Raw genomic sequence first — 21,423 nt, 5'->3', positions numbered from 1 at the left:
TATTAAGCTTTTATTGAATTTGAAATGGGTTTAGACACAGTACCAAAGGTTAATTTATCCGTATTATTATGCCCTTAAAATGGTTTCTCTCCAACAGACTATCTCAATAGTCTTGACAACTACAGACTATCACAGTAGTATTAGGGTGTGGCAAACTATTGCAATAGTCCACTTAAGAAAAGGAGCATGCGCGTATGCAAGTTAAATTGTTTGATTCAGAATTACAAGTCATGAATATTTTATGGGAAGAAGGCGATTTGACAGCAAAACAGCTCTCACAAATGTTAAACGAACGAATAGGTTGGAATAAAAATACCACCTATACAGTCATAAAAAAATGTATAAAAAAAGAGGCTATTGAAAGAATTGAACCTAACTTTATGTGTCATCCAATCATCAGAAAAGAACAGATTCAAGAACAAGAAACGACGGAATTGATTGATAAAATATTTAATGGTTCTAAATCTTTACTATTTGCATCCTTACTAGACAAGAAAAAAATGTCCGCGAGTGAGATTGATAAATTAAAGCAAATTGTTAAAGATCTTGAGTGAGGAATTATGATATGAGTATTCTCAACATGAGTGTAGACGCATCTCTCCTCCTCATCATTGTGCTATTGATGAGGATGTTAGTAAGAAATAAAGTGCCAAAGCAAACATTTTTAATTCTTTGGGGATTCGTTGCATGTAAACTACTCATCCCCTACTCTTTTTATTCAAAGTTGAGCATACAGCCTATGCTGAAAAACTTATTTGTTACGCTCACTCACTCAAATGATTCGGAAAGAATGCACAATACAATCGAAATCGCACAAACATCAAACACGTTCTATCATCAGCTTTTGCTTGTGATGACAAACGATTTCGTTCAGTACCTATGGGCATGTGGGGGTATCGGGGTTTTGCTATTCTTTATAGTGGCCTATGTTAGGTTTTATAAAGAATTTCAAACAGCCATTCCAGTGAAGAATAATGAGTATCTCGATCAATGGCTAAACGATCATCAGTTAAAAAGAACAATTCAAATTGCTGTATCAGATAGAATTACAACCCCGTTAACATATGGATTCTTTAAACCAGTCATCTTATTGCCGAAATCAACAAATTGGGAAGACGCTGCAAGTATTCAGTTTATTCTTACGCATGAATTAATTCATATTAAACGCTTTGACGTTTTATGGAAAGTAATTTTAACGATTATGGTAGCTTTGCATTGGTTTAATCCATTAGTTTGGCTTATGTATTTTTTAGTAAACAGAGACATTGAATTGTCTTGCGACGAAAGGGTTATTAGACAGCTTGGAGATAAGGCAAAGTCAGCATATGCACTATCTCTCATCAATATGGCAGATGAAACCTATAAAGTTACACCGCTTTGTAATCATTTTAGTAAAAACGGGATTGAAGAAAGGATAGTGTCCATTATGACCTTAAAGAAAAAGTCGGTTTTAGGAACAGCATTAGCATGTACATTAGTCATTGGAGGGATGACCGTCTTTGCGGCAACTGGCCAAGAGCCACCAACGCTGAAAGAAGGCAAAGAACGAAATGCAGTTATTGTAACTGATGTATCAAATAGTACGACCGAACCACATGTAATCGCAACAAATAAAGGCAAAGAACGAAATGCAGTTATTGTTACTGATGTATCAAATAGTATGACGGAACCACATGTAATCGCAACAAATAAAGGCAAAGAACGAAATGCAGTTATTGTTACGGATGCATCAAATAGTACGACGGAACCACGTTTAATCGCAACAAATGAAGAATAAATAAATTACGCCAAAGACTAGTCCTGAAACCGGACTAGTTTTTTCATTTACACCATCATTTTTTCATAATAAAACTCAAATGCCTTCCACTTAGGTCGAAATAATCTTTTTCTAAAATAGGCTAGTTGGCCGATGCTATGCAGACCGATTGACCTTAATATTGTATATGGTATATAAAGGTTAATTTTCCAACTAAAATTGCAGGGGTGATTGTGGTGAGTAAAATTGTAAAGTTCCAGATAGAAGGGGTCGGAGGGGGACAGAAACTGAGGGAAAAGACTCTCGAAGAACCATCTCCTGAAAAATTGGCTATTTCACAAAAACAATATGACTTATCACGCATCTCAGACGAGTTAACGCAGGAGCAAGTACATAAAATGATGCAGGTAATTGAAGAGATTCGCCTTAATCGCCAAAAATAACGCTATAAGTGTAAGCGCCTTCTAAGCTATAATGGCTAAGGAGGTGTTTTTTGATGAATGTGGTATTTGTTGAAACGTTATCAGGTACAGAGCTTTTACAAATGGTGTCGCATGATGTAGCTGGAATATTGGCTGCGGCACAAGGGGAGAGCGTGACGTTTCCACTTGGACATTTTAAATATGAATTTCATAACTTGGATTTTTATGAAGAAAATGGTGAAATAAGACAAGAACTAGTTATTTATGTTTCGAAAATATAATTGGACAAACCATAAAATTTCCCCATGTCCACTCATAAATGGCTAGTTTGCAGTATATATAAGTTTTATTTTGTACAGGCTTAGTAAGCAAAGTATTTGCTATTTTCTAAACCTGTAACTATAATAGTTACAACAGGTGGTGATACATATGGTGAACAGTCGTTTTTCGGTAGCGATCCATATACTTTCGCTCATTGCAACAACATCAGATAAAAGTCAGCTTACATCTGATTATATGGCAGGTAGTGTTAATACCAATCCGGTTGTCGTACGTCGTATGATTGGTGTACTGAAAAAAGCAGGTTTGCTTTCGTCACAATCAGGTTTAGCAGGCTACGACCTTTTAGTTGAACCTAAGGATTTGTCACTATTAACGATTTACCATGCGATCGATGGACCCGAGCAACTTTTTGCTATTCATGATGAGCCGAATCCAGATTGTAGCGTTGGTCGAAAAATTCAACGTACTTTGGAGGGTGTTTATACTTCTGTTTGGGATGCAATGGAAGAACAGTTACAAGCACAGACTCTACAGGATGTACTAGATCAGCTTCGTTAATATAAACGAGGTCGATCTTACTGTATCTAACCTGTAACTAAATTTGTTACAACTAATTTTTAGGAGGAATTTAACTATGAAAATCGCGGTAATTGGAGCTTCAGGGAAAGCAGGACAAAAAATTGTTGAGGAAGCATTGCAACGTGGTCATGATGTGACTGCAATTGTACGCTCTGCTGCAAAAGTGACAGCTGATATCGCTGTCATTGAAAAAGAGGTTCTTGCGCTATCACAAGAAGATGTCAAAGTTTTTGACGTTGTTGTAAATGCGTTTGGCGCTCCTTTTGGACAAGAAGAATTACATGTAAAAGTGGGGCGTCATTTAATTGCTATTTTCACGGGCATTGATACAAAATTATTTGTTGTCGGTGGTGCAGGAAGCCTATTTGTAAATCCAGAGAAAACAGTACGTGTAATGGATACACCTGATTTCCCAGAAATGTTCTTTGCAACTGCAAAAAATCAAGGTGAAAACCTAAAAGATTTACAAACTTCGAAAGTTACATGGACATTCTTAAGTCCGTCAGCATTTTTCGACCCAGAAGGTCCACGTACAGGTAGCTATACAGCCGGTACCGACCATCTATTAGTGAATGCTGCAGGAGAAAGCTATGTCAGCTATGGCGATTATGCGATTGCAGTAGTGGATGAAATAGAAAGCCCACAACATGTAAATAGTCGCTTTACAGTGACTTCAAATAAATAATGTTTTAAGCGAGCGTGTGTGAAATGCGCTCGTTTTTTTTTGTTTTTCTTGTCCATCAACAAAAAATTCTTTATTTTACAGAAAATTGACTGTTTACAATCCGGCATTAATTAGCTACTATCAGTGTGAGTATACATAAAAGGAGTCGACAATAATGTCCACAGTACGTATTGAAAAAGATTTTTTAGGTGAACGTACCTTACCAAGCAGTGTCTATTACGGGATTCAAACACTTCGAGCAACAGAAAACTTCCCGATAACAGGCTATACAATTCATCCATCACTAATTAAAGCAATGGGAATTGTGAAAAAAGCAGCTGCATTAGGCAATATGGAGGTACACCTGCTATCAAAGGACATTGGTGAAGCAATTGTCGAAGCAGCACAAGAAGTAATTGATGGTAAATGGAATAGTGAATTTATCGTCGATCCGATCCAAGGTGGTGCGGGTACATCGATTAATATGAATGCGAATGAAGTGATTGCGAATCGTGCATTAGAGATTATGGGGAAAGAAAAAGGGGACTATCAATCGATTAGCCCGAACAGCCATGTCAATATGTCACAATCGACAAATGATGCATTCCCAACAGCGATTCATATTGCCGTATTACATTTAGTTGATGAGCTTTTAGTTACAATGGAGAACATGCAAGCGGTGTTCCACCAAAAAGCTGAGCAATTTGCACATGTTATTAAAATGGGCCGTACGCATTTACAAGATGCTGTGCCGATCCGTTTAGGTCAAGAATTTGAAGCATATTGCCGTGTGATCAATCGCGATATTAATCGAATTCGTCAAACACGTCCAAATCTTTATGATGTGAATATGGGAGCAACTGCTGTAGGAACAGGATTAAATGCATTCCCTGATTATATTAAGTCAGTTGACCAGCATCTTGCTGAAATTTCTGGTTTACCACTTCAAGGTGCAACACATTTAGTGGATGCTACGCAAAATACAGATGCGTATACAGAAGTGTCAGGCGCACTAAAAATTTGTATGATTAATATATCTAAAATTTCCAATGACCTTCGTTTAATGGCATCTGGACCACGTGCTGGTTTAGGGGAAATTATTTTACCTGCTCGTCAACCTGGGTCTTCGATTATGCCTGGTAAAGTAAATCCAGTTATGCCAGAGGTGCTTAATCAGGTAGCATTCCAAGTTATCGGTAATGACCAAACGATTTGCCTTGCGTCTGAAGCGGGTCAGTTAGAGTTAAATGTTATGGAACCTGTGTTAGTCTTTAACCTGATCCAATCAATTAGTATTATGAATAATGTGTTCCGAGCATTTACGGAAAACTGCTTGAAGGATATTGAAGCGAACGAAGAACGCATGAAAGAATACGTTGAGAAGAGTGTAGGTGTATTAACAGCGGTAAACCCTCATATCGGTTATGAGATTGCTGCGCGCCTTGCACGTGAGGCAATTTTATCTGGACGTTCCATTCGTGAGCTTTGCATTGAGGCAGGTGTTTTAACGACGGAACAATTAGATTTGATTTTAGATCCGTATGAAATGACACATCCAGGTATTGCTGGTGCCAGCATCATGAAATTAAAATAATAGCTGTGGAAAGGGGCTGTCTAAGAAGCCCTTCAAACAATAATAGCTATCTTCCTATATGGTGAAAATCCGCTACGCTTTCCAGCGGGCAAGGCTCGAGCCGCATTGCTCGCTTACGCTCCCTGCTGGGTCTCGTGCTCTTGCTTTCCCGCAGGAGTCTACGCGGATTTTTATCTTTATATCAAAAAATAGCATACCGGGAATACTCCTATTAAATACAGGTCCCAGAAGGAATCGAGTAAAGCAAATGCTTATTTCAGCTTATAAAAAATTAATGTTATCGCAGTAAAACTAAAAAAGAAGCAACGGCATAAAATATCACAGTAATACCTAAGAACATCAATAGCCTATTGCTTACTTTTAAATCGCTCGATTCTTTTTTCAGCTCTTTGTAATATTTAGTCGTCATATACACACCACACATTAATAACACGGCACAAGCGATATAAGAAACGATGTTTGCTCCTACACTTTTACCTGTTTCGATGGCTTGTATCGTTATACAGTGGATAAAAATCACAAATGAATAAAGAGCATGTTCTTTCTTCTCTAAATTTCTACTTTTCTTTTTCGCCATTTTATACCAATGCTTCATATCTTCTTGCGACACATACTGCGCAACAATAGCTTCTACTTGTTCCGCATATTTTTTTCGAACTTCGATCGTATAAAACACCTTGTATATTTCATCATTTTTTTTCGAGCGGAATCTTTCAGACGATTGCTTTAAAATGTCTTTGATTCCTATTTCATACGGAACATTATTTTCCTCTAAGTGTTCGATAATTGTCAAGACGGCATCTTCTGATTTTCCAATCAATATTTTCCTTTTAAACAAACTAACACCTCAAACGAAATAATTCAAATTACGCTTCATTATACAATTTCATTCAGGCTCCCTGTAATCCAAAATATTACAAACGTTTATGTTTTCATAACGAGTGCTTTCGTTTCGCAAAAATCTTTGAGAAAACAGCCTTTTATAGTTGTAATCATACAAAAGTCAGGCTTTTTGCTGTGCTTTTTAGGAAAATTAAACTAAAATGACTCCATTAAAATAAGATGTTGATGGAGTGATTTAATATGAGTTTAGGCAAAAAAAGTATGCTTGGCTTTTCTGTTTTAAATGTAGTGATGATCGTGTTTTTAATAATAGATTTAACAAATTTAACTTCATTAGAATCGCTTGCAACGGCATTAACCTTTGTTGGTATAGCGATTACGTTGTCTGACATTTTTTATGTAAAACACAAAATTATTACACCTCTTAAACATTTGTCCGTTGCTGTTCGAACGATAGCAGAGGGTAACTTACAAGTGAAGCCTTTGGAGGTAAAAACGAATGATGAAATTGCAGAATTGGCAACGGCATTTTTTTGATGAAAGAGCAGATACGTACAATGACACAGAAAATTACGCATAGTTCTACAGATCTATCTGCGAGCATGGAGGAACTAGCTGCAAGTACAAATGAAATTACGCTGGCAGTAGATGAAGTTGACCAACAAATGGAAAAAACTACAGACGCTCTGAAGAGTTGCACAATCTGCCAATGAAAGTGCTATTTCTATGCAGGAAACTGCTAAAGGGGTTGAACGGATTACTGATGCATAAGTGTGCAGGCAGATAATTGAAATTGTGTTAACGAAGAGAAGCTGGTGGGAACAAAAAAGGTAAGATTATTTAGAGGGATTGAGCGCTGTAACTTCTTGGTTAATATTGACATCTCATGTTGGTTTCAGAGGAGTTTTGTTTACAGGAATGATAGGGACTATTTTGAAAGAAGATAAATCTTCTACAAAATAGTCCTTTTATTATTTTTCATTCGCCAAACTTGTGAATTGACAGAGTAATATAAATGTTGAATTTTTTGAATTAGTTTTTTATAATAGGTTAGCTGTTACCTCTTATCATTCACCTCACACTTTGCAACCCGCGTCTGCCGGGTCAAATCGTCAATTCTTTGTCTTATTCGCTTGTCCTTGCGAAATCATAAACTGTTGGACCAAACTAAAAGTAAATAGCGTCAGAAAGTTGAAAGTAGTTTTATACTGCGGAAAAATTCAGAATAAAGAAAGAGAGAGATTGGATTGAAGCTATCACCTGTGGAACAAGAAAAGCTACTTCTCCATTTGGCAGGAGAACTTGCGCTGAAAAGAAAAGCACGTGGATTAAAGTTAAATTACCCTGAATCTGTAGCGCTTATAAGTAGTTATATTATGGAGGGTGCAAGAGATGGAAAAACTGTTGCTCAGCTGATGAGTGATGCGAAACAAGTGCTCACAGCAGCAGATGTAATGGAAGGCGTCGGTGACATGATTTCGGATGTTCAAGTTGAGTGTACATTCCCAGATGGTACGAAACTTGTAACAGTTCACCGTCCAATACTGTAAAGGGGGTATTTGTGAATGATTCCTGGAGAAATTAGACCAGCACAAGGTGAGATTGAAATGAATGTAGGACGGGCCACTAAAACAGTTATTGTAGCGAATACAGGAGATCGTCCGATTCAGGTTGGTTCACATTTTCATTTTATAGAAGTGAATAGATTCTTAGAGTTTGATAGACAAGAAGCAATTGGCATGCATTTAAATATTCCTTCAGGTACAGCGGTTCGTTTTGAACCAGGTGAGGAAAAAGAAGTGGAAATCGTGGAGTTTGGCGGCAAACGACATATTTTTGGATTGAATAAATTAACAGAAGGTTCAACGCATAATAAGGACGAAATTTTAGACAAAGCGATTGAAGGTGGCTTTAAAGGAGCTGAAGAAAAATGAAGGTGACACACGAAGCGTATGCAAAAATGTTTGGACCTACTGTTGGAGATAAGGTTCGTTTAGCAGATACTGAACTGTGGATTGAAATAGAGAAGGACTATACAACTTACGGTGACGAGGGCGTTTTCGGAGGTGGAAAATCACTTCGTGTTTCTATGGGGCAAAATGGTAAAAATAAAAGAAGTGACGGCGTGCTAGACACGGTTATTACAAATGTAGTAATGATTGATCATACAGGTATTGTCAAAGCAGATATTGGCATTAAAGACGGTCGAATTATCGGTATTGGGAAAGCTGGAAACCCAAATGGCATGGACGGTGTTGATCAAGATATGATCATTGGTGTTGGTACGGAGGTTTATGCAGGAGAGGGCTTAATCGCAACTGCTGGTGCTATCGACACACATATACATTTCATCAGTCCAGATCAGGTGGAAACAGCGTTATTAGCAGGGACAACAACATTTATTGGTGGTGGAACAGGACCCGCTGCTGGCTCTAAAGCGACGAGCTTAACAGCTGGAGAATGGCATTTACATAGAATGCTTCAAGCTGTCGAAAGTTTACCAATAAACGTTGGACTTCTAGGAAAAGGGAGTGCTTCCGACCCTGAACCGATTATTGAGCAAGTCCGTGCTGGGGCAATTGGTATGAAAATACATGAAGATTGGGGTGCAACACCAGCAGCTCTTGACCAAAGTTTAACTGTAGCGGATGACTATGATATCCAAGTTGCCTTACACTCAGATACATTGAATGAAGCCGGCTTTGTAGAAGATACGATTAATGCTATAGATGGTCGTGTTATTCACATATTCCATACCGAGGGTGCTGGTGGAGGGCATGCGCCAGACCAGTTAGTGATGGCATCATTACCTAATATTTTGCCAGCATCGACAAATCCAACAAAACCGTTTACTACAAATACGATTGATGAACATTTAGATATGCTCATGGTCTGTCATCACTTAAAGCATGATGTTCCGGAAGATGTAGCGTTTGCGGATTCTCGAATACGTCCAGAAACCATTGCGGCTGAGGATATTATGCAGGATTTAGGTATTTTAAGTATTATGTCTTCCGATTCTCAAGCGATGGGGCGGGTAGGAGAAGTAACATTACGTACGTTCCAAACGGCAGACAAAATGAAAAAACAACGGGGTCCATTGCCACAGGATGAAGGGAAAGACAATGATAATTACCGCGTAAAACGCTATATGGCAAAACTGAACATAAATCCAGCAATTGCTCACGGTATTAGCCATGAGGTTGGCTCGTTGGAAGAAGGTAAACTAGCAGATATTGTGCTGTGGGACCCAGCATTTTTCGGAGTTAAAGCAGAAGTTGTCATTAAAGGCGGGATTGCGGTTTATGCCATCACAGGTGATCCCAATGCGTCCATTCCTACACCGCAACCTACGAAAGGTCGTCAGACGTTTGGCTTCTATGGACAAGGTCCTCAAAATTGTGCGATGACATTTTTACCACAGATTGCTGTAGAAGAAGGTTTACCGGCGAAATTAGGCTTAAAACGAAAAATCGGTACAGTGAAAAATTGTCGGAATATTGGTAAAGCAGATATGAAACATAACAACGCTACACCGCACATTGATGTGAATCCTGAAACATATGAAGTGAAAATCGATGGTGAATTAGCGACTTGCGAGCCAGTAGATGTATTGCCAATGGCACAAAGATACTTCTTATTCTAAACGCATTGTAGGTATTTTACGGCGATGAATTGTTAGAATATTGCAGGAAATATAGCGTGAGCTGTTTTTAGAAATCCATTATTTAATTAGGGGTGCAAACAATATGTTAATTGAAAAAATTATCGGAAATATCGGTCAAGAAGAAGAAATCGACAGTAAGTTAACAGAATGGATCGAACTTGACTGGGAAGAGTTAAGTAAACGCATTCTTCGTACAGTAACAGATCAAGGGACAGACGTCGCTTTACGTTTAAGCGGAGAAGAACCACTAAAGTATGGTGATTTATTATTCGAAGACGGTGATCGACGTATCGCAATCCGTACGAAATTAGAACCTGTTATTGTTATCTATCCTGAAAATATGGTAGAGATGGGGAAAGCGGCGTTTGAATTAGGAAATCGTCATACACCATGTTTGATTGAAAATGATGAAATTATTGTACGTGCCGATCATACGATTAACCTATTATTAGACGAAGTAGGAGTCAACTATGAAACGACAGAGCGACGCTTCAAACAACCGTTCAAATACCGTGGACACGCTCACTGATTTCTCCTTGCTGCGTTTATTACAAATTCATGACTCAGCCTTTCCTATCGGCTCATATACCCATTCATACGGCATGGAAACGTATATTCAGGAAGAGTTGATTCGAACGAAACAGCAATTAATCGCATTTTGTAAAAGCTATTTATTTCACAACTTAGTATGTGGAGATGCCCTAATCATTCAAGATGCCTTCCATGCAGCAAAAGAGAGAAATGAAAAACGTCTTGCAGAGCTTGATGAGCTTTGTGGAGCTATTAAGCTAGCGAAAGAATCTAGAGATGCTAGCGTGAACGTTGGCAAACAATTTGTGCGAACTGTAGCTCCACTCATTGACAGTCCATTAGTAGAGCAGTGGGAGCACAAGATAGATAAAGAAGATGTGAAGGGCCATTATGCAGTCCTTTACGGTATTTATAGTGAGGCACTTGGGGTGAATGTTTATCACGCAGTCATGACATTTATGTACGCATCAATAAGTGGTTTAGTACAAAATGCAGTGCGGGCTGTGCCATTCGGACAAAATACCGGCGTACAAGCGTTAAATGAACTGCTCGTTCATGTAGAGGAAGCAGCACAAAAAGTAATGAATTTGACGATTGATGATTTATCAAATAATGCATTAGGCATTGAACTTGCATCGATGAAGCATGAATTTTTATTTTCAAGATTATTTATTTCTTAAGCAGGGAGTTGGAATTTTTTATGAAACCAATACGAATTGGCATCGGTGGACCAGTAGGTTCAGGAAAAACATCGTTAGTGGACCAATTAACACGTGTTATGCATGAACAATATAATGTGGCTGTTATTACAAATGACATTTATACACGAGAAGATGCGCAATATTTAATAACAAATGGGGTACTCAATGAGGATCGTATCGTTGGTGTTGAAACAGGTGGCTGTCCGCATACAGCCATCCGAGAAGATGCATCGATGAACTTTACAGCCATTGATGAACTCAACAAACGTTTCGCTGATTTAGACATTATTTTCTTAGAAAGTGGCGGCGATAATTTATCGGCAACATTTAGTCCAGAACTTGTTGATGGGTATATTTATGTCATTGATGTGGCAGAAGGTCAAGATATTCCACGTAAAGGTGGTCCAGCCTTAACGCGTTCTGATCTATTACTGATCAATAAAACATCATTAGCACCTCATGTTGGCGTGGATTTAGACCTAATGGATGAAGATGTGAAAAAAATGAGAGCTGGGCGTCCTTACATCTTTGCGGATGTACGCTCACAAACAAATGTTGATAAGGTGGTAGCGTGGATACAGCACCAGATGTTACTAGAAGGTGCTGAAGCAGTTGACGCAAATGTTTGAGCAAAGAAAAGTAAATCATTTTGGCAAATTAGAAATGGCATTTGAGCCAAGAAGAGGGTACACACGACTTGTTCGTGTGTACCAACAACCACCATTGAAGGCAAGTCGAGAGTTATATGAAGGGCAAAAGCCAACAGCAACTGTTTTTATCATGGAATCTTCAGGTGGCATGGTAGCGGGAGACAGAAATGAAATGGATATAAAACTTGCGCCCGATAGCCAAGTAAGACTAAAGCAACAATCAGCATTAAAAATCTATCCATCCCATACAGGGGAACTTTGTACACAATCCATTCACGTGGAATTGGAAGAAAATGCTCGATTAGAATGGATGCCTGAAGTAATAATTCCATTCGAACGAGCAAAATTCCAGGTGGATACAACGATTCGAATGATGGCAAGCTCTACGTTGATTTGGGGAGAAATACTTGCCCCTGGCCGGGAAATGCGAGGGGAAATTTTTAATTTTCAATCGTTTCGTTCGCACTACAAATTATATGTAGAAGATTCTTTAATTGCCTTTGATACATTACATTTCAAACCTGAAGAAATGGATTTTTCATTAATTGGCTTACTTGAAAAAGCGTTGTACATCGGTACACTATGGATTGTATCGCCGAATGTTAGGGAACTAAATGTAAGAGATTTACAGGAATTGATGCACGCCGAAAGTGATACACAAGCGAGTGTAACGAAGCTTAACGATTATGCAATTCATTGTAGATGGCTATCGAAAGAGCAACGGACACTACATAAAGAGATTAACCGAATGTTTTTACATGTATCGAATCTAATATAAGAATATATGTTGATTTTTGAGGGAGATAGAGAGAATTGAAAAAGTTTTCATTATTTATATTGCTTACAACTCTTGTTATTACTTTAGTTGGATGTGGGGAAGAGTCTAATCAACAAGAAAAACAAAAGACTGCTGAGTCATCATCACATGCGAATGAACTTATTTATGCCTCAGAGTCTGAATTCGATGGCTTAAACCCAATTTTAGAGGAAACTAATTTAGATGCCTTTTTATTTCGTGGATTAATGCGTTTTGATGAAAATAATTTACCAATCAATGATATTGCAGAGGATGTGCAAGTCTCTGATAATCAGCTGACGTACACAGTGAAAATAAAAAATGATGTTACGTTCCATGATGGTCAAGTTTTAACGGTGGACGATGTCATCTTTACAATAGAAAGTATTTTAGACGATCACAATGCGTCGTTTTTAAAATCTGATTTTATTCACGTAGCCGCTATGGAAAAAGTGGATGAAACAACGATGAAGATCATGTTAGATGAGCCGTTTACACCGATGCTGGATAAGCTAACAGTACCAATTTTGCCGAAGCATGCATTTGAAGGACAAGATATGCGCACAGCTTCTTTTAATGAACAACCAATTGGTGCAGGCCCTTTTATGTTCGACAAATGGGATCGCGGCACGAGTTTAACATTGAAGGCCTATCCTTTCTTTTTTGGGACAAAAGCTTCTTTAGATAACGTGATATTTAAGTTTATACCAGATAGCAATGTTCGAGCGTTACAACTTAAATCAGGAGAAGTTGACATTGCATTACTGGATCCTACGCAAATTGCTGAGCTGTCAAAAGCACCGCATTTAAAAATGTATGAGGTAGATTCAGCGGATTACCGCGGTATTTTATTTAACATGCAATTTGACCTATGGCAAGATGTCAATATCCGAAAAGCAATGAGCTTTGCAATTGATCGTGCAGGAATTGTCAAGGGGATTTTACAAGACTTTGGTACAGAGGCATACTCGCCATTACAAAAGCATGCATTCGTCAATGAGGATATTGAGCATTATGCGTATAATTTAGACAAAGCAAATGACTTACTTGAACAATCAGATTGGAAATTAGCAAAGGATGGTTTCCGCTATAAAGATGGTCAAAAGCTAGGCTTTACCATTACAGTGCCTGTGACAGATAGTGTACGTGTCAATATGGCCAACTATGTTGCTGAGGGCTATAAAGCAGTAGGCGCAGATGTCGACGTAGATGCATTAGATTGGAGTAGTATTGTTATTGAAGAAGCAGAAACGTTTATGGTTGGCTGGGGCAGTCCATATGATGCAGACCATCATACGTATAGCTTATTCCATACGAACCAATCAAGTTTAACGAGTGCTGGCTACAATTATGGTAGCTATTCAAACGCAAAAGTGGATGCTTTATTAGAGCAGGGGCGTATAACAGTTGACCCTACAAAACGACAAGAAATTTATAGGGCATTACAACAGGAATTAGCAGAAGATCCACCGTTTGCTTATTTTGCATATGTTGATGCAGTATATGGTATCGATAAAAATATAAGCGGCGTGAAAGAACGCATATTGGGTCATCATGGTGCAGGTTTCTTATGGAATGTCGAGGAGTGGAAATGGCATGACCGCTAAGTGGATTGGGAAGCGCGTGATAATGGGGACAATTGTCCTCGTTATCGTGAGCTTCCTGTCTTTTTTCATCATGCATGCAGCACCAGGAGATCCAGCCACGGCTTATTATGGTGGAAATTCACAAACATTAACGACAGCTGAAAAAGAAAGGATTGCACAAGCTTTCGGATTAGATAAACCTATCCTGTCTCAATACGGGATTTGGCTCCGTGAGGCGGTCCAAGGAAATTTAGGTTATTCTGCAAAAGAAGGCAGGGCGGTCTTAACGATTTTATTAGAAAAGCTCCCGAATACATTACAGCTTGTTGCGATTACTTTATTGATCGTCACAATAACATCTACTTGGCTAGGGTTATTGGCTGGGATGAAAGAAGATTCATTACTGGATCGAGGATTGACGATCTTTAGTATAGCGAGCTCGGCTGTGCCTTCGTTTTGGTTAGGGATATTATTCATGATGATCTTTTCAGTACAGTTAGGCTGGCTGCCTTCATCAGGCATGAGTGATGTACGAGGGGGAGGGGGAATTGCTGATAGACTGCACCATATCATCCTCCCAGTGACAGTTCTTGTACTTTCTCATGTCGGCCTATTTGCTCGATTTTTACAGGACTGCGTAAAGCGTGAAAGTAAAAGTTATTATGTTCAGGTTGCTCGTGCAAATGGGGTAGCCGAACGGGAAATTAGAAAATATATTTTGCGTAATTCATTCATTCCTTATGTCAATTACATAGGGGTTACGATTCCATCATTCTTTGGGGGTTCGATTGTTGTAGAATCACTTTTTGGGTGGTCAGGCTTAGGGCAGCTACTCGTCAAATCGGTAATGGTGAAAGATTTCCCATTATTAATGGGTGGGGTACTGATTATTGGTGTTGTCGTTGTTGTTAGTCTTATTGTCATTGATGTTATGATGATTGTTATCAATCCTAAGCTAAGAAGGGGTGTGCTACGCTGATGAAATCGCGAAAAATGCTCTTTTTTTGGTTAATCTTACTTTCCATCATTTTTGCTTCGACTGCTTTTTCATCGTTTCTAGCCCCTTTCGAGCCAAATACGATGGATATGAATAATATTTATGCTTCCCCTAATGTTAGTCATGTGCTTGGAACGGATCAGCTAGGTCGTGATGTGCTCTCGCGCTTGCTTGTTGGTGGGCAGGTGACTCTTTTGATAGCAGTAGTATCTGTTGTGATTTCCACAGTTATTGGGATCATATATGGCGGAATTAGTGGCTATTTCGGAGGAATGGTAGATGTCATCATGATGCGTATGCTAGAGGCATTTTTAACCATTCCATCGCTTGTCTTGGTGCTTGCTTTTCAAGCCATAATGCGAGGAAGTGTTTGGACTATGGCTGTCATTATAGGCCTGACAGGATGGTTTGTCACTGCACGTATTGTGCGCTCTGAATTTATGCGACTAAAGGAATCTGAATTTGTCCAAATGGCGGTAATGTTCCGTACACCTACATGGAAAATCTTGTTTAGACACTTGTTGCGCAATAGTTTCCCGGCCATTTTTGTTGTGACGTTATTTAACTTTGCGGGTGCTATTTTCACAGAAGTATCACTAAGTTTCTTAGGAATAGGTGTGCCACCCGCAACGCCGTCTTGGGGAACGATGTTGTATGCCGCTCAAACAGATTTACTTGTTGGTGCATGGTGGATTGGGCTATTTCCGGGACTTTTAATTTTTGTTACAATTTTATGTATTCAATTTATCGGGGAGGCATTGAAGCAGCAAGGAGGTGCGCGTTCACATGCTTAATATTGATAAATTATCAGTAGTACTTAATGGTAAGCAACTTATCAAATATGTCACGTTTACAGTGCCGAAGGGCCGTATTACTTCGATTATTGGTGAGAGTGGTAGTGGGAAAAGTATGACTGTATCTGCAATTCTGGGCTTATTACCTGCGCATGCATATGCGTCGGGGGGCATCTTTTTAAATGAAAAGAATTTACTGGAAATGTCCCTAAAAGAAAGAGTAGAGTTGCGGAAAATGCATTTCTTTACAATCTTTCAGGATGCTGCCAACAGCTTTTCACCCTCAAAAAAAATGAAGCATCAATTATTTCTATTGACAGGGCAGAAAAAAGGTCATACGAAAGTAGCATTTTATCAAAAAATGCTTTTAATTTTACAGGACTTAGATTTAACGGAAGAAATAATGGAACGCTATCCCTTTGAACTCTCTGGAGGGATGTTGCAACGGTGTATGATCGCTTGTGCATTATATATTGAGCCTGAATTGTTAATAGCTGATGAACCAACATCTGCACTCGATATGCTGATTCAAAAGGATTTTATGGATTTGCTGAAAAAACTCAATAACGAAAAAAGAACTACCATTTTACTGATAACGCATGATTTGGACATTGCTGTTTCGGCCGCACATTCAGTAGTTGTCATGAAAAAAGGTGAGGTCGTTGAAACGGGACAGGTAAGCGATGTATTTGAAATGCCGACACATCCATATACAAAGTTACTATTAGCGAATCATTTTTAGGGGGAATGTCATTGTTGCTGCAAGTTGAAAATGTTAGTAAAAGCTTTCCTAGAGGGCAGCAAGTACTACAGCATGTGAATGTATGCATTGGACATGGTGAAGTCGTTGGGCTAGTAGGCGAGAGTGGCAGCGGGAAAAGCACGCTTGCCAAAATCATTATGCAATTGGAGAAGGCCAACCAAGGTCACATTCATTTTAATGGAAAGCCCATTACGAAGAAAAATTGCCAGTCATTTTATGAACACTGTCAGTTGATCTTCCAAAATGCAACTGCTGCTTTAAACCCCATGTGGACAGTGAAGGAATCATTATTGGAACCATTACAGCATAAACAATCAGTGACAAACGACTATTTACTGGTCATGCTCGAAAAGGTCAAGCTACCAATCACTGTGTTAAGTTGTTTGCCCAATGAGCTAAGTGGGGGAGAAAGGCAACGAGTTAATTTGTTAAGATCCATTTTAGTGGAGCCCAAATTGTTAGTGTGCGACGAAATTGTTTCTAGCTTAGACCGATTAATTCAGCGGGAGATTATTGATTTATTGATCTCCCTCAATAAAGAACAAAACATGGCGATCTTATTTATTTCCCATGATTTAAAGGCTGTTTCCTATTTATGTGAGCGTGTATACGTCATGAAGGATGGCGTCATTGTCGATGAAAGTAAAAAAGAAAAAGGTGTTTTTCAATTGACAGACAACTACGCCCAAAAGCTATTTCAAGCAATGAGATGACTTGTTGAAAAGCTCCAAAATATTATTAAATGTAAAATTTAACACACATTCGCGATTGTTAAACAACTAGATTTCGATAAATTAACTGAGAGCCGATTGAAGACTCCCTCATATGCTACAACAACACGTTGTCAAAGTACTTAAATATATCTTCTATCAGTATTGACGTTATAATTTAAAAGGGGAGATAGCATATGAAAAGTGTAAACTTACAACTTGACCACAATAACTCGTTAGAAATAACGCAGCTAGATGATAATTTATTCGAAGTTCGACTTGGCATTAACGGAAGTATGAGCATGTACTATATGACACGCGATCAACTTGAAAATCTTGAACAGCTAGGTACTTCTCATATTCCTATTGAGACGATTCGAGCTAAGTTACTTAGCGATTAATGATAGTTCAAGAAGTTTCACACACGAAAGATGAGGAAATCTGGATATTGCCATTACAAACGTAACAAAGATGTACAATGTTTCAATGTTGCACAATCATTCAGTGCCTCACTTACGCTTGAAGGCATTTCAAGTGAAGAAATCGGGGCTTCAACGGAGACTTTTCACTATAACGGTTAGGCTTACGACTGATCGAAAAACTGAAGCGGGGTGTTCCTTGATGACAAATAGTAGAATGAATCCGAAGGTTGATGAATTTTTAAGTAAAGCAAAAAAGTGGAAGGAAGAATATGAGAAGTTGAGAGATATCGTTCTTGACTGTGAGCTGGCTGAAGAAATAAAGTGGAAGCATCCTTGTTACATGTTTGACAATAAAAACATCGTTTTAATACATGGATTTAAAGACTATTGTGCACTTTTGTTTCATAAAGGTGCCTTGTTACAGGATCCCCATAGGATTCTAATCCAACAAACAGAAAATGTACAGGCGGCACGCCAGATTCGGTTTACCAATGTTCTAGAAATCGTTGAAATGGAAACTATCTTGAAAGATTATATTTATGAAGCCATTGAAGTTGAAAAGGCCGGTTTGGAAGTGAATTATAAAAAGAATACAGAAATCATCATTCCTGAAGAACTTCAAAATAAATTCAATGAGGTCCCTGCATTGGAAACTGCTTTTGAAGTATTGACACCGGGTCGGCAAAGGGCTTACATTCTTTATTTTTCTCAACCCAAACAAGCCAAAACACGACAGTCAAGGGTTGAAAAATATATGCAGCAAATTCTCGATGGAAAAGGATTAAACGATTAGTTTATTGAGAGAAAGTAAATTAACCAAACTATAAGATATTCTTTTTTGCTGAAAAACTGCTTTTTTGAACGAACTGGAGCTTTAGTTAAAATTCAAGCCTCTTTACTCTACATCACACGAAAAGTATTAATAGATGGAATATTTTGTTATAATTGACATTGGAAATAGAGTTCTTTACAATTAATAGTAGTAATTCTATAAGGAATGTGACTTAGTTCATTTTCCTTCACAACTGAATAGCGTGTAGTAATAGGTGTAAATTGCGTGCAATTTACTTAAAAGGGAAGTCGGTGTAAGTCCGACACTGTCCCGCAACTGTAAAATGTGAGCGTCTTTGCAATACCACTGTCATTAGACGGGAAGGGGAAAGATGCGTTGACCATAAGTCAGGAGACCTGCCTATTACGAGTACACACCATAACCCTACGAGGAATAGGAGGTGGCATGTTGACAAAACAGAATATGCTGTTCGTCACAGTACGTCAAACGCCCATAATAGTAAATGAAAGTCTTCGGTACCGAACCGATTCTTTCCTATGTGGGCAATGTTTGACGTTACGTGATGAATGATATGTATAAGGTGTTATAGCCATTGAATGACGGATTTCCTCTTACTGGAGAAATCCGTTTTTTAGTGGACGTACACCTGCCGTTTTGAAAATATGTACGAAAAGAGGAATGCACGTATGACGAATATTCATGTATGTACAGCACAGGAAAAACAGCAATCAGCTATGAAAATTTGTAAGCATCCACGCACAGAGGTAGGCAAGCAGACGAAGACAAGAATCGTCATTGAATCACTTGTCGATCAGTTTTTAGCAACAGGACTTATTCGCAACGAACGATTATTTGACCGCATTTTATATAACAAAGAAATTATTTGGATTCAAAATGAAGGGTATGATGGACATCTATTCGCCAAGGCAAGTGTGGCTAATGAGTTAAAAACAAGAAAGAATGGCTTTATGATGTATATGCCGACAAATCCGATTGTTTATGAAGTGAATGGAGAAGCTTATCAATTAATTACACGTATCGATTCGGTTCGTGCAAAACCAAATTTAGAGAGACTTCATTTTGACCCAAATCCGATTTTAAGCGCTGCACGTGTGAATGATCTATTGTGCTCGATGGTCATGCGTTTTTATGAGACGTATTTGGCTGATTTAGCGTTAGTAGTTGCAAAAAAACGTGAGTCCAATAAATATACGAATCTAAAAAGATACGTAGAGCACGATTACTCGCAATTTATGCAAGCTGTAAAAGCACTGAACGATTACCATTTAAATTGGCACCCACGTGGCAATGGTCATGAACTATTGCTCCAAATTATCGATAATTTACAATTATTAAAGAGTCAGCCTGGCACCGTGTTAGTTGATTTTTCAAATAATCATGGTTATGTCATTGTGGAACCTGCTTATTTACTCGTTGAAGAGACAAATAGTACCGCGCAAGCTTTGTAATAGTAGGGGGCTTATCTCGAAAGTGAAAATAGTATGCTAGGAGTACGCCTAGTATGCTATTTTTTTGATATAAAGGAAAAATTCATGTAGATTCCTGCGAATCGCATTGGCGATGAAAGCGTGAAAGAAACTGCAAATGTTTTGAAACGGCAGCCAGATCCTCAAAAAAGCAAAAGACGAGCCACAGCAGGATACATAAGCAGAGCGATGCTCGTGCCTTGCCCAGGACACGTCGCTACTTTTTACTATATGCTTTAAATATTATCCTTAAATACCAAATTTTTCTTTATTATAATTAAATCAGATGGAAAATTTCTAGAATGCCATTCGCGCACTAAAAGTTAAAAAAGGAGGTGTATAATGCATCTATTTAAGAATCTTGGACAGTATGTTTTGACATCATTAATCGCCTATTTATGTGGATTTTATGCGTATGAGAAAATATTAAATATAGTGTGGGATCAATCATTAGGAAATGATATTTATTCTGTTTTATTTTGTGGGGCTTTAGCCTTTATGTTAGTGGCAACGCCTATTTACTTACGTCTGATTAATTGGATGGAAACAAAATGTAAGAAATACCGCTTATTTATTTTCCCATTAGGCTGTATGTGTGTTTTCTTTATCCCCACTATGTTCATTTTTGTGCTTTTTGGCAGCTTTAACCCATTTACATCTGAAGCATTATTATTTCATGCATTTTTTTTATCTTCAGGTTGTGTATTTGGCATTGGTTCAGCTATTTTGAAGTAAATTGAGTTTATATAAATAATTGATCGCAAGGCATGAATCGAAAAGCATAAAACTGGACCTGGTTTGGTGATGTTAAAAACCGAGTCCAGTTTTCAATCATTTCTTAGGCGCGCTAAAGATACTAAGGATGACTGTCATACCAGCTATTATACCGAATACATCCGTAGAATATATTTGTAGTAGCCAATTGATAATGATAGGATTTTTTATATCTAATTGGTATGATTCAATAGATGCGAGTGAAGCAAATACCGGGTAGGCAAACGTAAGTAACATACAAGGAATAGCTACGCACCATAATAATGATGGATTTATGTTGAATGACCATTTTTTTACAATAATAAGAGAAATATAGAAACCTATAATAACAGCAATAATCGGATTAGACCATATGACCGGCATAAAATTGAATGTTTCACTTACCGTTTGTTGGATTATCTTTTCGATATTCGAACATAACATTACTAATAAGATTAAGCCGATTAGCCAAAAAAATTTCCTGCCATAAACTAGCCACATCGATGATTTCAACAATATACCCCCTTCTTCTTGAAAAATGAGAAACAGATAACGAGGTGAACGATCAACTAACCGTAAAAGCCTGATGGTTTCAACATACAATCAGTGGGAGATGAAGAAAACCCCCACTAA

27 protein-coding genes and 1 riboswitch are annotated in these 21,423 nt (G+C 38.2%); of the genes, 25 read left to right on the top strand and 2 right to left on the bottom strand.

The features are described from left to right. Positions 1-194 precede the first annotated feature (194 nt). The 7 genes from ACQKII_RS19590 (at position 195) to aspA (ending at position 5,297) form a co-directional block, all read left to right on the top strand. The gene (locus ACQKII_RS19590) at positions 195-554 is read left to right on the top strand and encodes a BlaI/MecI/CopY family transcriptional regulator (RefSeq protein WP_427462145.1); all 360 of its coding nucleotides are present in this window, start codon (positions 195-197) and stop codon (positions 552-554) included. A gap of 11 nt (positions 555-565) precedes the next feature. Beyond that, positions 566-1,777: a M56 family metallopeptidase gene (locus ACQKII_RS19585; protein WP_427462143.1), complete on the top strand. Its 1,212-nt coding sequence runs from the start codon at positions 566-568 to the stop codon at positions 1,775-1,777. Between the two features lie 215 nt (positions 1,778-1,992). Beyond that, positions 1,993-2,199, top strand: a complete 207-nt coding sequence (locus ACQKII_RS19580) for a hypothetical protein (protein ID WP_427462141.1) — start codon at positions 1,993-1,995, stop codon at positions 2,197-2,199. A gap of 53 nt (positions 2,200-2,252) precedes the next feature. Further along, complete coding sequence (locus ACQKII_RS19575; protein WP_143998982.1) at positions 2,253-2,459, top strand: thymidylate synthase; 207 nt, start codon at positions 2,253-2,255, stop codon at positions 2,457-2,459. Positions 2,460-2,607: 148 nt separating this feature from the next. Continuing rightward, the gene (locus ACQKII_RS19570; protein WP_427462139.1) at positions 2,608-3,018 is read left to right on the top strand and encodes an Rrf2 family transcriptional regulator; all 411 of its coding nucleotides are present in this window, start codon (positions 2,608-2,610) and stop codon (positions 3,016-3,018) included. Between the two features lie 76 nt (positions 3,019-3,094). Then, positions 3,095-3,724, top strand: a complete 630-nt coding sequence (locus ACQKII_RS19565; RefSeq protein WP_427462137.1) for an NAD(P)-dependent oxidoreductase — start codon at positions 3,095-3,097, stop codon at positions 3,722-3,724. A gap of 154 nt (positions 3,725-3,878) precedes the next feature. Further along, positions 3,879-5,297, top strand: a complete 1,419-nt coding sequence (gene aspA / locus ACQKII_RS19560; protein WP_427462135.1) for an aspartate ammonia-lyase — start codon at positions 3,879-3,881, stop codon at positions 5,295-5,297. Positions 5,298-5,574: 277 nt separating this feature from the next. On the opposite strand, the gene ACQKII_RS19555 is transcribed toward aspA, so the two are convergent. Beyond that, the gene (locus ACQKII_RS19555) at positions 5,575-6,135 is read right to left on the bottom strand and encodes a hypothetical protein (protein ID WP_427462133.1); all 561 of its coding nucleotides are present in this window, start codon (positions 6,133-6,135) and stop codon (positions 5,575-5,577) included. Positions 6,136-6,380: 245 nt separating this feature from the next. On the opposite strand from ACQKII_RS19555, the gene ACQKII_RS19550 reads away from it, so the two are divergent. From ACQKII_RS19550 to ACQKII_RS19465, 18 genes are all read left to right on the top strand, one after another. Beyond that, positions 6,381-6,677: a HAMP domain-containing protein gene (locus tag ACQKII_RS19550; protein WP_427462131.1), complete on the top strand. Its 297-nt coding sequence runs from the start codon at positions 6,381-6,383 to the stop codon at positions 6,675-6,677. Between the two features lie 20 nt (positions 6,678-6,697). Continuing rightward, on the top strand, positions 6,698-6,853 hold the full coding sequence (locus ACQKII_RS19545) for a hypothetical protein (protein ID WP_427462129.1): 156 nt from the start codon (positions 6,698-6,700) through the stop codon (positions 6,851-6,853). A gap of 534 nt (positions 6,854-7,387) precedes the next feature. After that, the gene (ureA, locus tag ACQKII_RS19540; protein ID WP_427462127.1) at positions 7,388-7,690 is read left to right on the top strand and encodes an urease subunit gamma; all 303 of its coding nucleotides are present in this window, start codon (positions 7,388-7,390) and stop codon (positions 7,688-7,690) included. 15 nt (positions 7,691-7,705) lie between these two features. After that, positions 7,706-8,074 carry an urease subunit beta gene (locus ACQKII_RS19535; RefSeq protein ID WP_427462125.1) on the top strand — a complete coding sequence of 123 codons (369 nt, stop codon included), beginning with the start codon at positions 7,706-7,708 and terminating at the stop codon, positions 8,072-8,074. Further along, entirely contained in the window at positions 8,071-9,786 is a 1,716-nt protein-coding gene (ureC, locus tag ACQKII_RS19530; protein WP_427462123.1) for an urease subunit alpha, read from the top strand. Before ACQKII_RS19535 ends, ureC begins: the two co-directional genes overlap by 4 nt. A 103-nt stretch (positions 9,787-9,889) precedes the next feature. Beyond that, positions 9,890-10,336 carry an urease accessory protein UreE gene (locus ACQKII_RS19525; protein WP_427462121.1) on the top strand — a complete coding sequence of 149 codons (447 nt, stop codon included), beginning with the start codon at positions 9,890-9,892 and terminating at the stop codon, positions 10,334-10,336. Next, positions 10,278-11,018 (top strand): urease accessory protein UreF, encoded by a 741-nt coding sequence (locus tag ACQKII_RS19520; protein WP_427462119.1) that lies wholly within the window; start codon positions 10,278-10,280, stop codon positions 11,016-11,018. Before ACQKII_RS19525 ends, ACQKII_RS19520 begins: the two co-directional genes overlap by 59 nt. A gap of 20 nt (positions 11,019-11,038) precedes the next feature. Then, positions 11,039-11,668, top strand: coding sequence for an urease accessory protein UreG (ureG, locus tag ACQKII_RS19515; RefSeq protein WP_427462117.1), 630 nt, complete (start codon positions 11,039-11,041; stop codon positions 11,666-11,668). Then, positions 11,661-12,467 carry an urease accessory protein UreD gene (locus ACQKII_RS19510; protein WP_427462190.1) on the top strand — a complete coding sequence of 269 codons (807 nt, stop codon included), beginning with the start codon at positions 11,661-11,663 and terminating at the stop codon, positions 12,465-12,467. The genes ureG and ACQKII_RS19510 overlap by 8 nt, the downstream gene beginning before the upstream one ends. Positions 12,468-12,502: 35 nt before the next feature. After that, a complete protein-coding gene (locus ACQKII_RS19505) occupies positions 12,503-14,092 on the top strand; it encodes an ABC transporter substrate-binding protein (RefSeq protein ID WP_427462115.1) in 1,590 nt (529 codons plus the stop codon). Beyond that, positions 14,082-15,050, top strand: a complete 969-nt coding sequence (locus tag ACQKII_RS19500; protein WP_427462113.1) for an ABC transporter permease — start codon at positions 14,082-14,084, stop codon at positions 15,048-15,050. Before ACQKII_RS19505 ends, ACQKII_RS19500 begins: the two co-directional genes overlap by 11 nt. Further along, positions 15,050-15,862, top strand: coding sequence for an ABC transporter permease (locus ACQKII_RS19495; RefSeq protein WP_427462111.1), 813 nt, complete (start codon positions 15,050-15,052; stop codon positions 15,860-15,862). The genes ACQKII_RS19500 and ACQKII_RS19495 overlap by 1 nt, the downstream gene beginning before the upstream one ends. Then, positions 15,855-16,604: an ATP-binding cassette domain-containing protein gene (locus ACQKII_RS19490; protein ID WP_427462109.1), complete on the top strand. Its 750-nt coding sequence runs from the start codon at positions 15,855-15,857 to the stop codon at positions 16,602-16,604. Before ACQKII_RS19495 ends, ACQKII_RS19490 begins: the two co-directional genes overlap by 8 nt. 11 nt (positions 16,605-16,615) lie before the next feature. Continuing rightward, positions 16,616-17,338: an ABC transporter ATP-binding protein gene (locus ACQKII_RS19485; protein ID WP_427462107.1), complete on the top strand. Its 723-nt coding sequence runs from the start codon at positions 16,616-16,618 to the stop codon at positions 17,336-17,338. Positions 17,339-17,532: 194 nt separating this feature from the next. Beyond that, positions 17,533-17,736, top strand: a complete 204-nt coding sequence (locus ACQKII_RS19480; RefSeq protein WP_427462105.1) for a hypothetical protein — start codon at positions 17,533-17,535, stop codon at positions 17,734-17,736. Positions 17,737-17,956: 220 nt separating this feature from the next. Then, positions 17,957-18,550, top strand: a complete 594-nt coding sequence (locus tag ACQKII_RS19475; RefSeq protein ID WP_427462103.1) for a YdeI/OmpD-associated family protein — start codon at positions 17,957-17,959, stop codon at positions 18,548-18,550. A gap of 234 nt (positions 18,551-18,784) precedes the next feature. After that, positions 18,785-18,967, top strand: a riboswitch (cobalamin riboswitch). Positions 18,968-19,236: 269 nt separating this feature from the next. Continuing rightward, positions 19,237-20,019 carry a hypothetical protein gene (locus tag ACQKII_RS19470; RefSeq protein ID WP_427462101.1) on the top strand — a complete coding sequence of 261 codons (783 nt, stop codon included), beginning with the start codon at positions 19,237-19,239 and terminating at the stop codon, positions 20,017-20,019. Positions 20,020-20,379: 360 nt separating this feature from the next. Next, on the top strand, positions 20,380-20,772 hold the full coding sequence (locus tag ACQKII_RS19465; RefSeq protein WP_427462099.1) for a hypothetical protein: 393 nt from the start codon (positions 20,380-20,382) through the stop codon (positions 20,770-20,772). A gap of 96 nt (positions 20,773-20,868) precedes the next feature. Here ACQKII_RS19465 and ACQKII_RS19460 read toward each other — a convergent pair whose 3' ends face one another. Then, on the bottom strand, positions 20,869-21,303 hold the full coding sequence (locus ACQKII_RS19460; RefSeq protein ID WP_427462098.1) for a hypothetical protein: 435 nt from the start codon (positions 21,301-21,303) through the stop codon (positions 20,869-20,871). Positions 21,304-21,423: the final 120 nt, after the last annotated feature.

The sequence above is a fragment of the Lysinibacillus sp. NPDC048646 genome, assembly GCF_050272295.1.
Lineage (GTDB): Bacteria > Bacillota > Bacilli > Bacillales_A > Planococcaceae > Lysinibacillus.
Note: the sequence above shows the minus strand (reverse complement) of the source record. Positions and strands in the feature narration are given on the sequence as shown.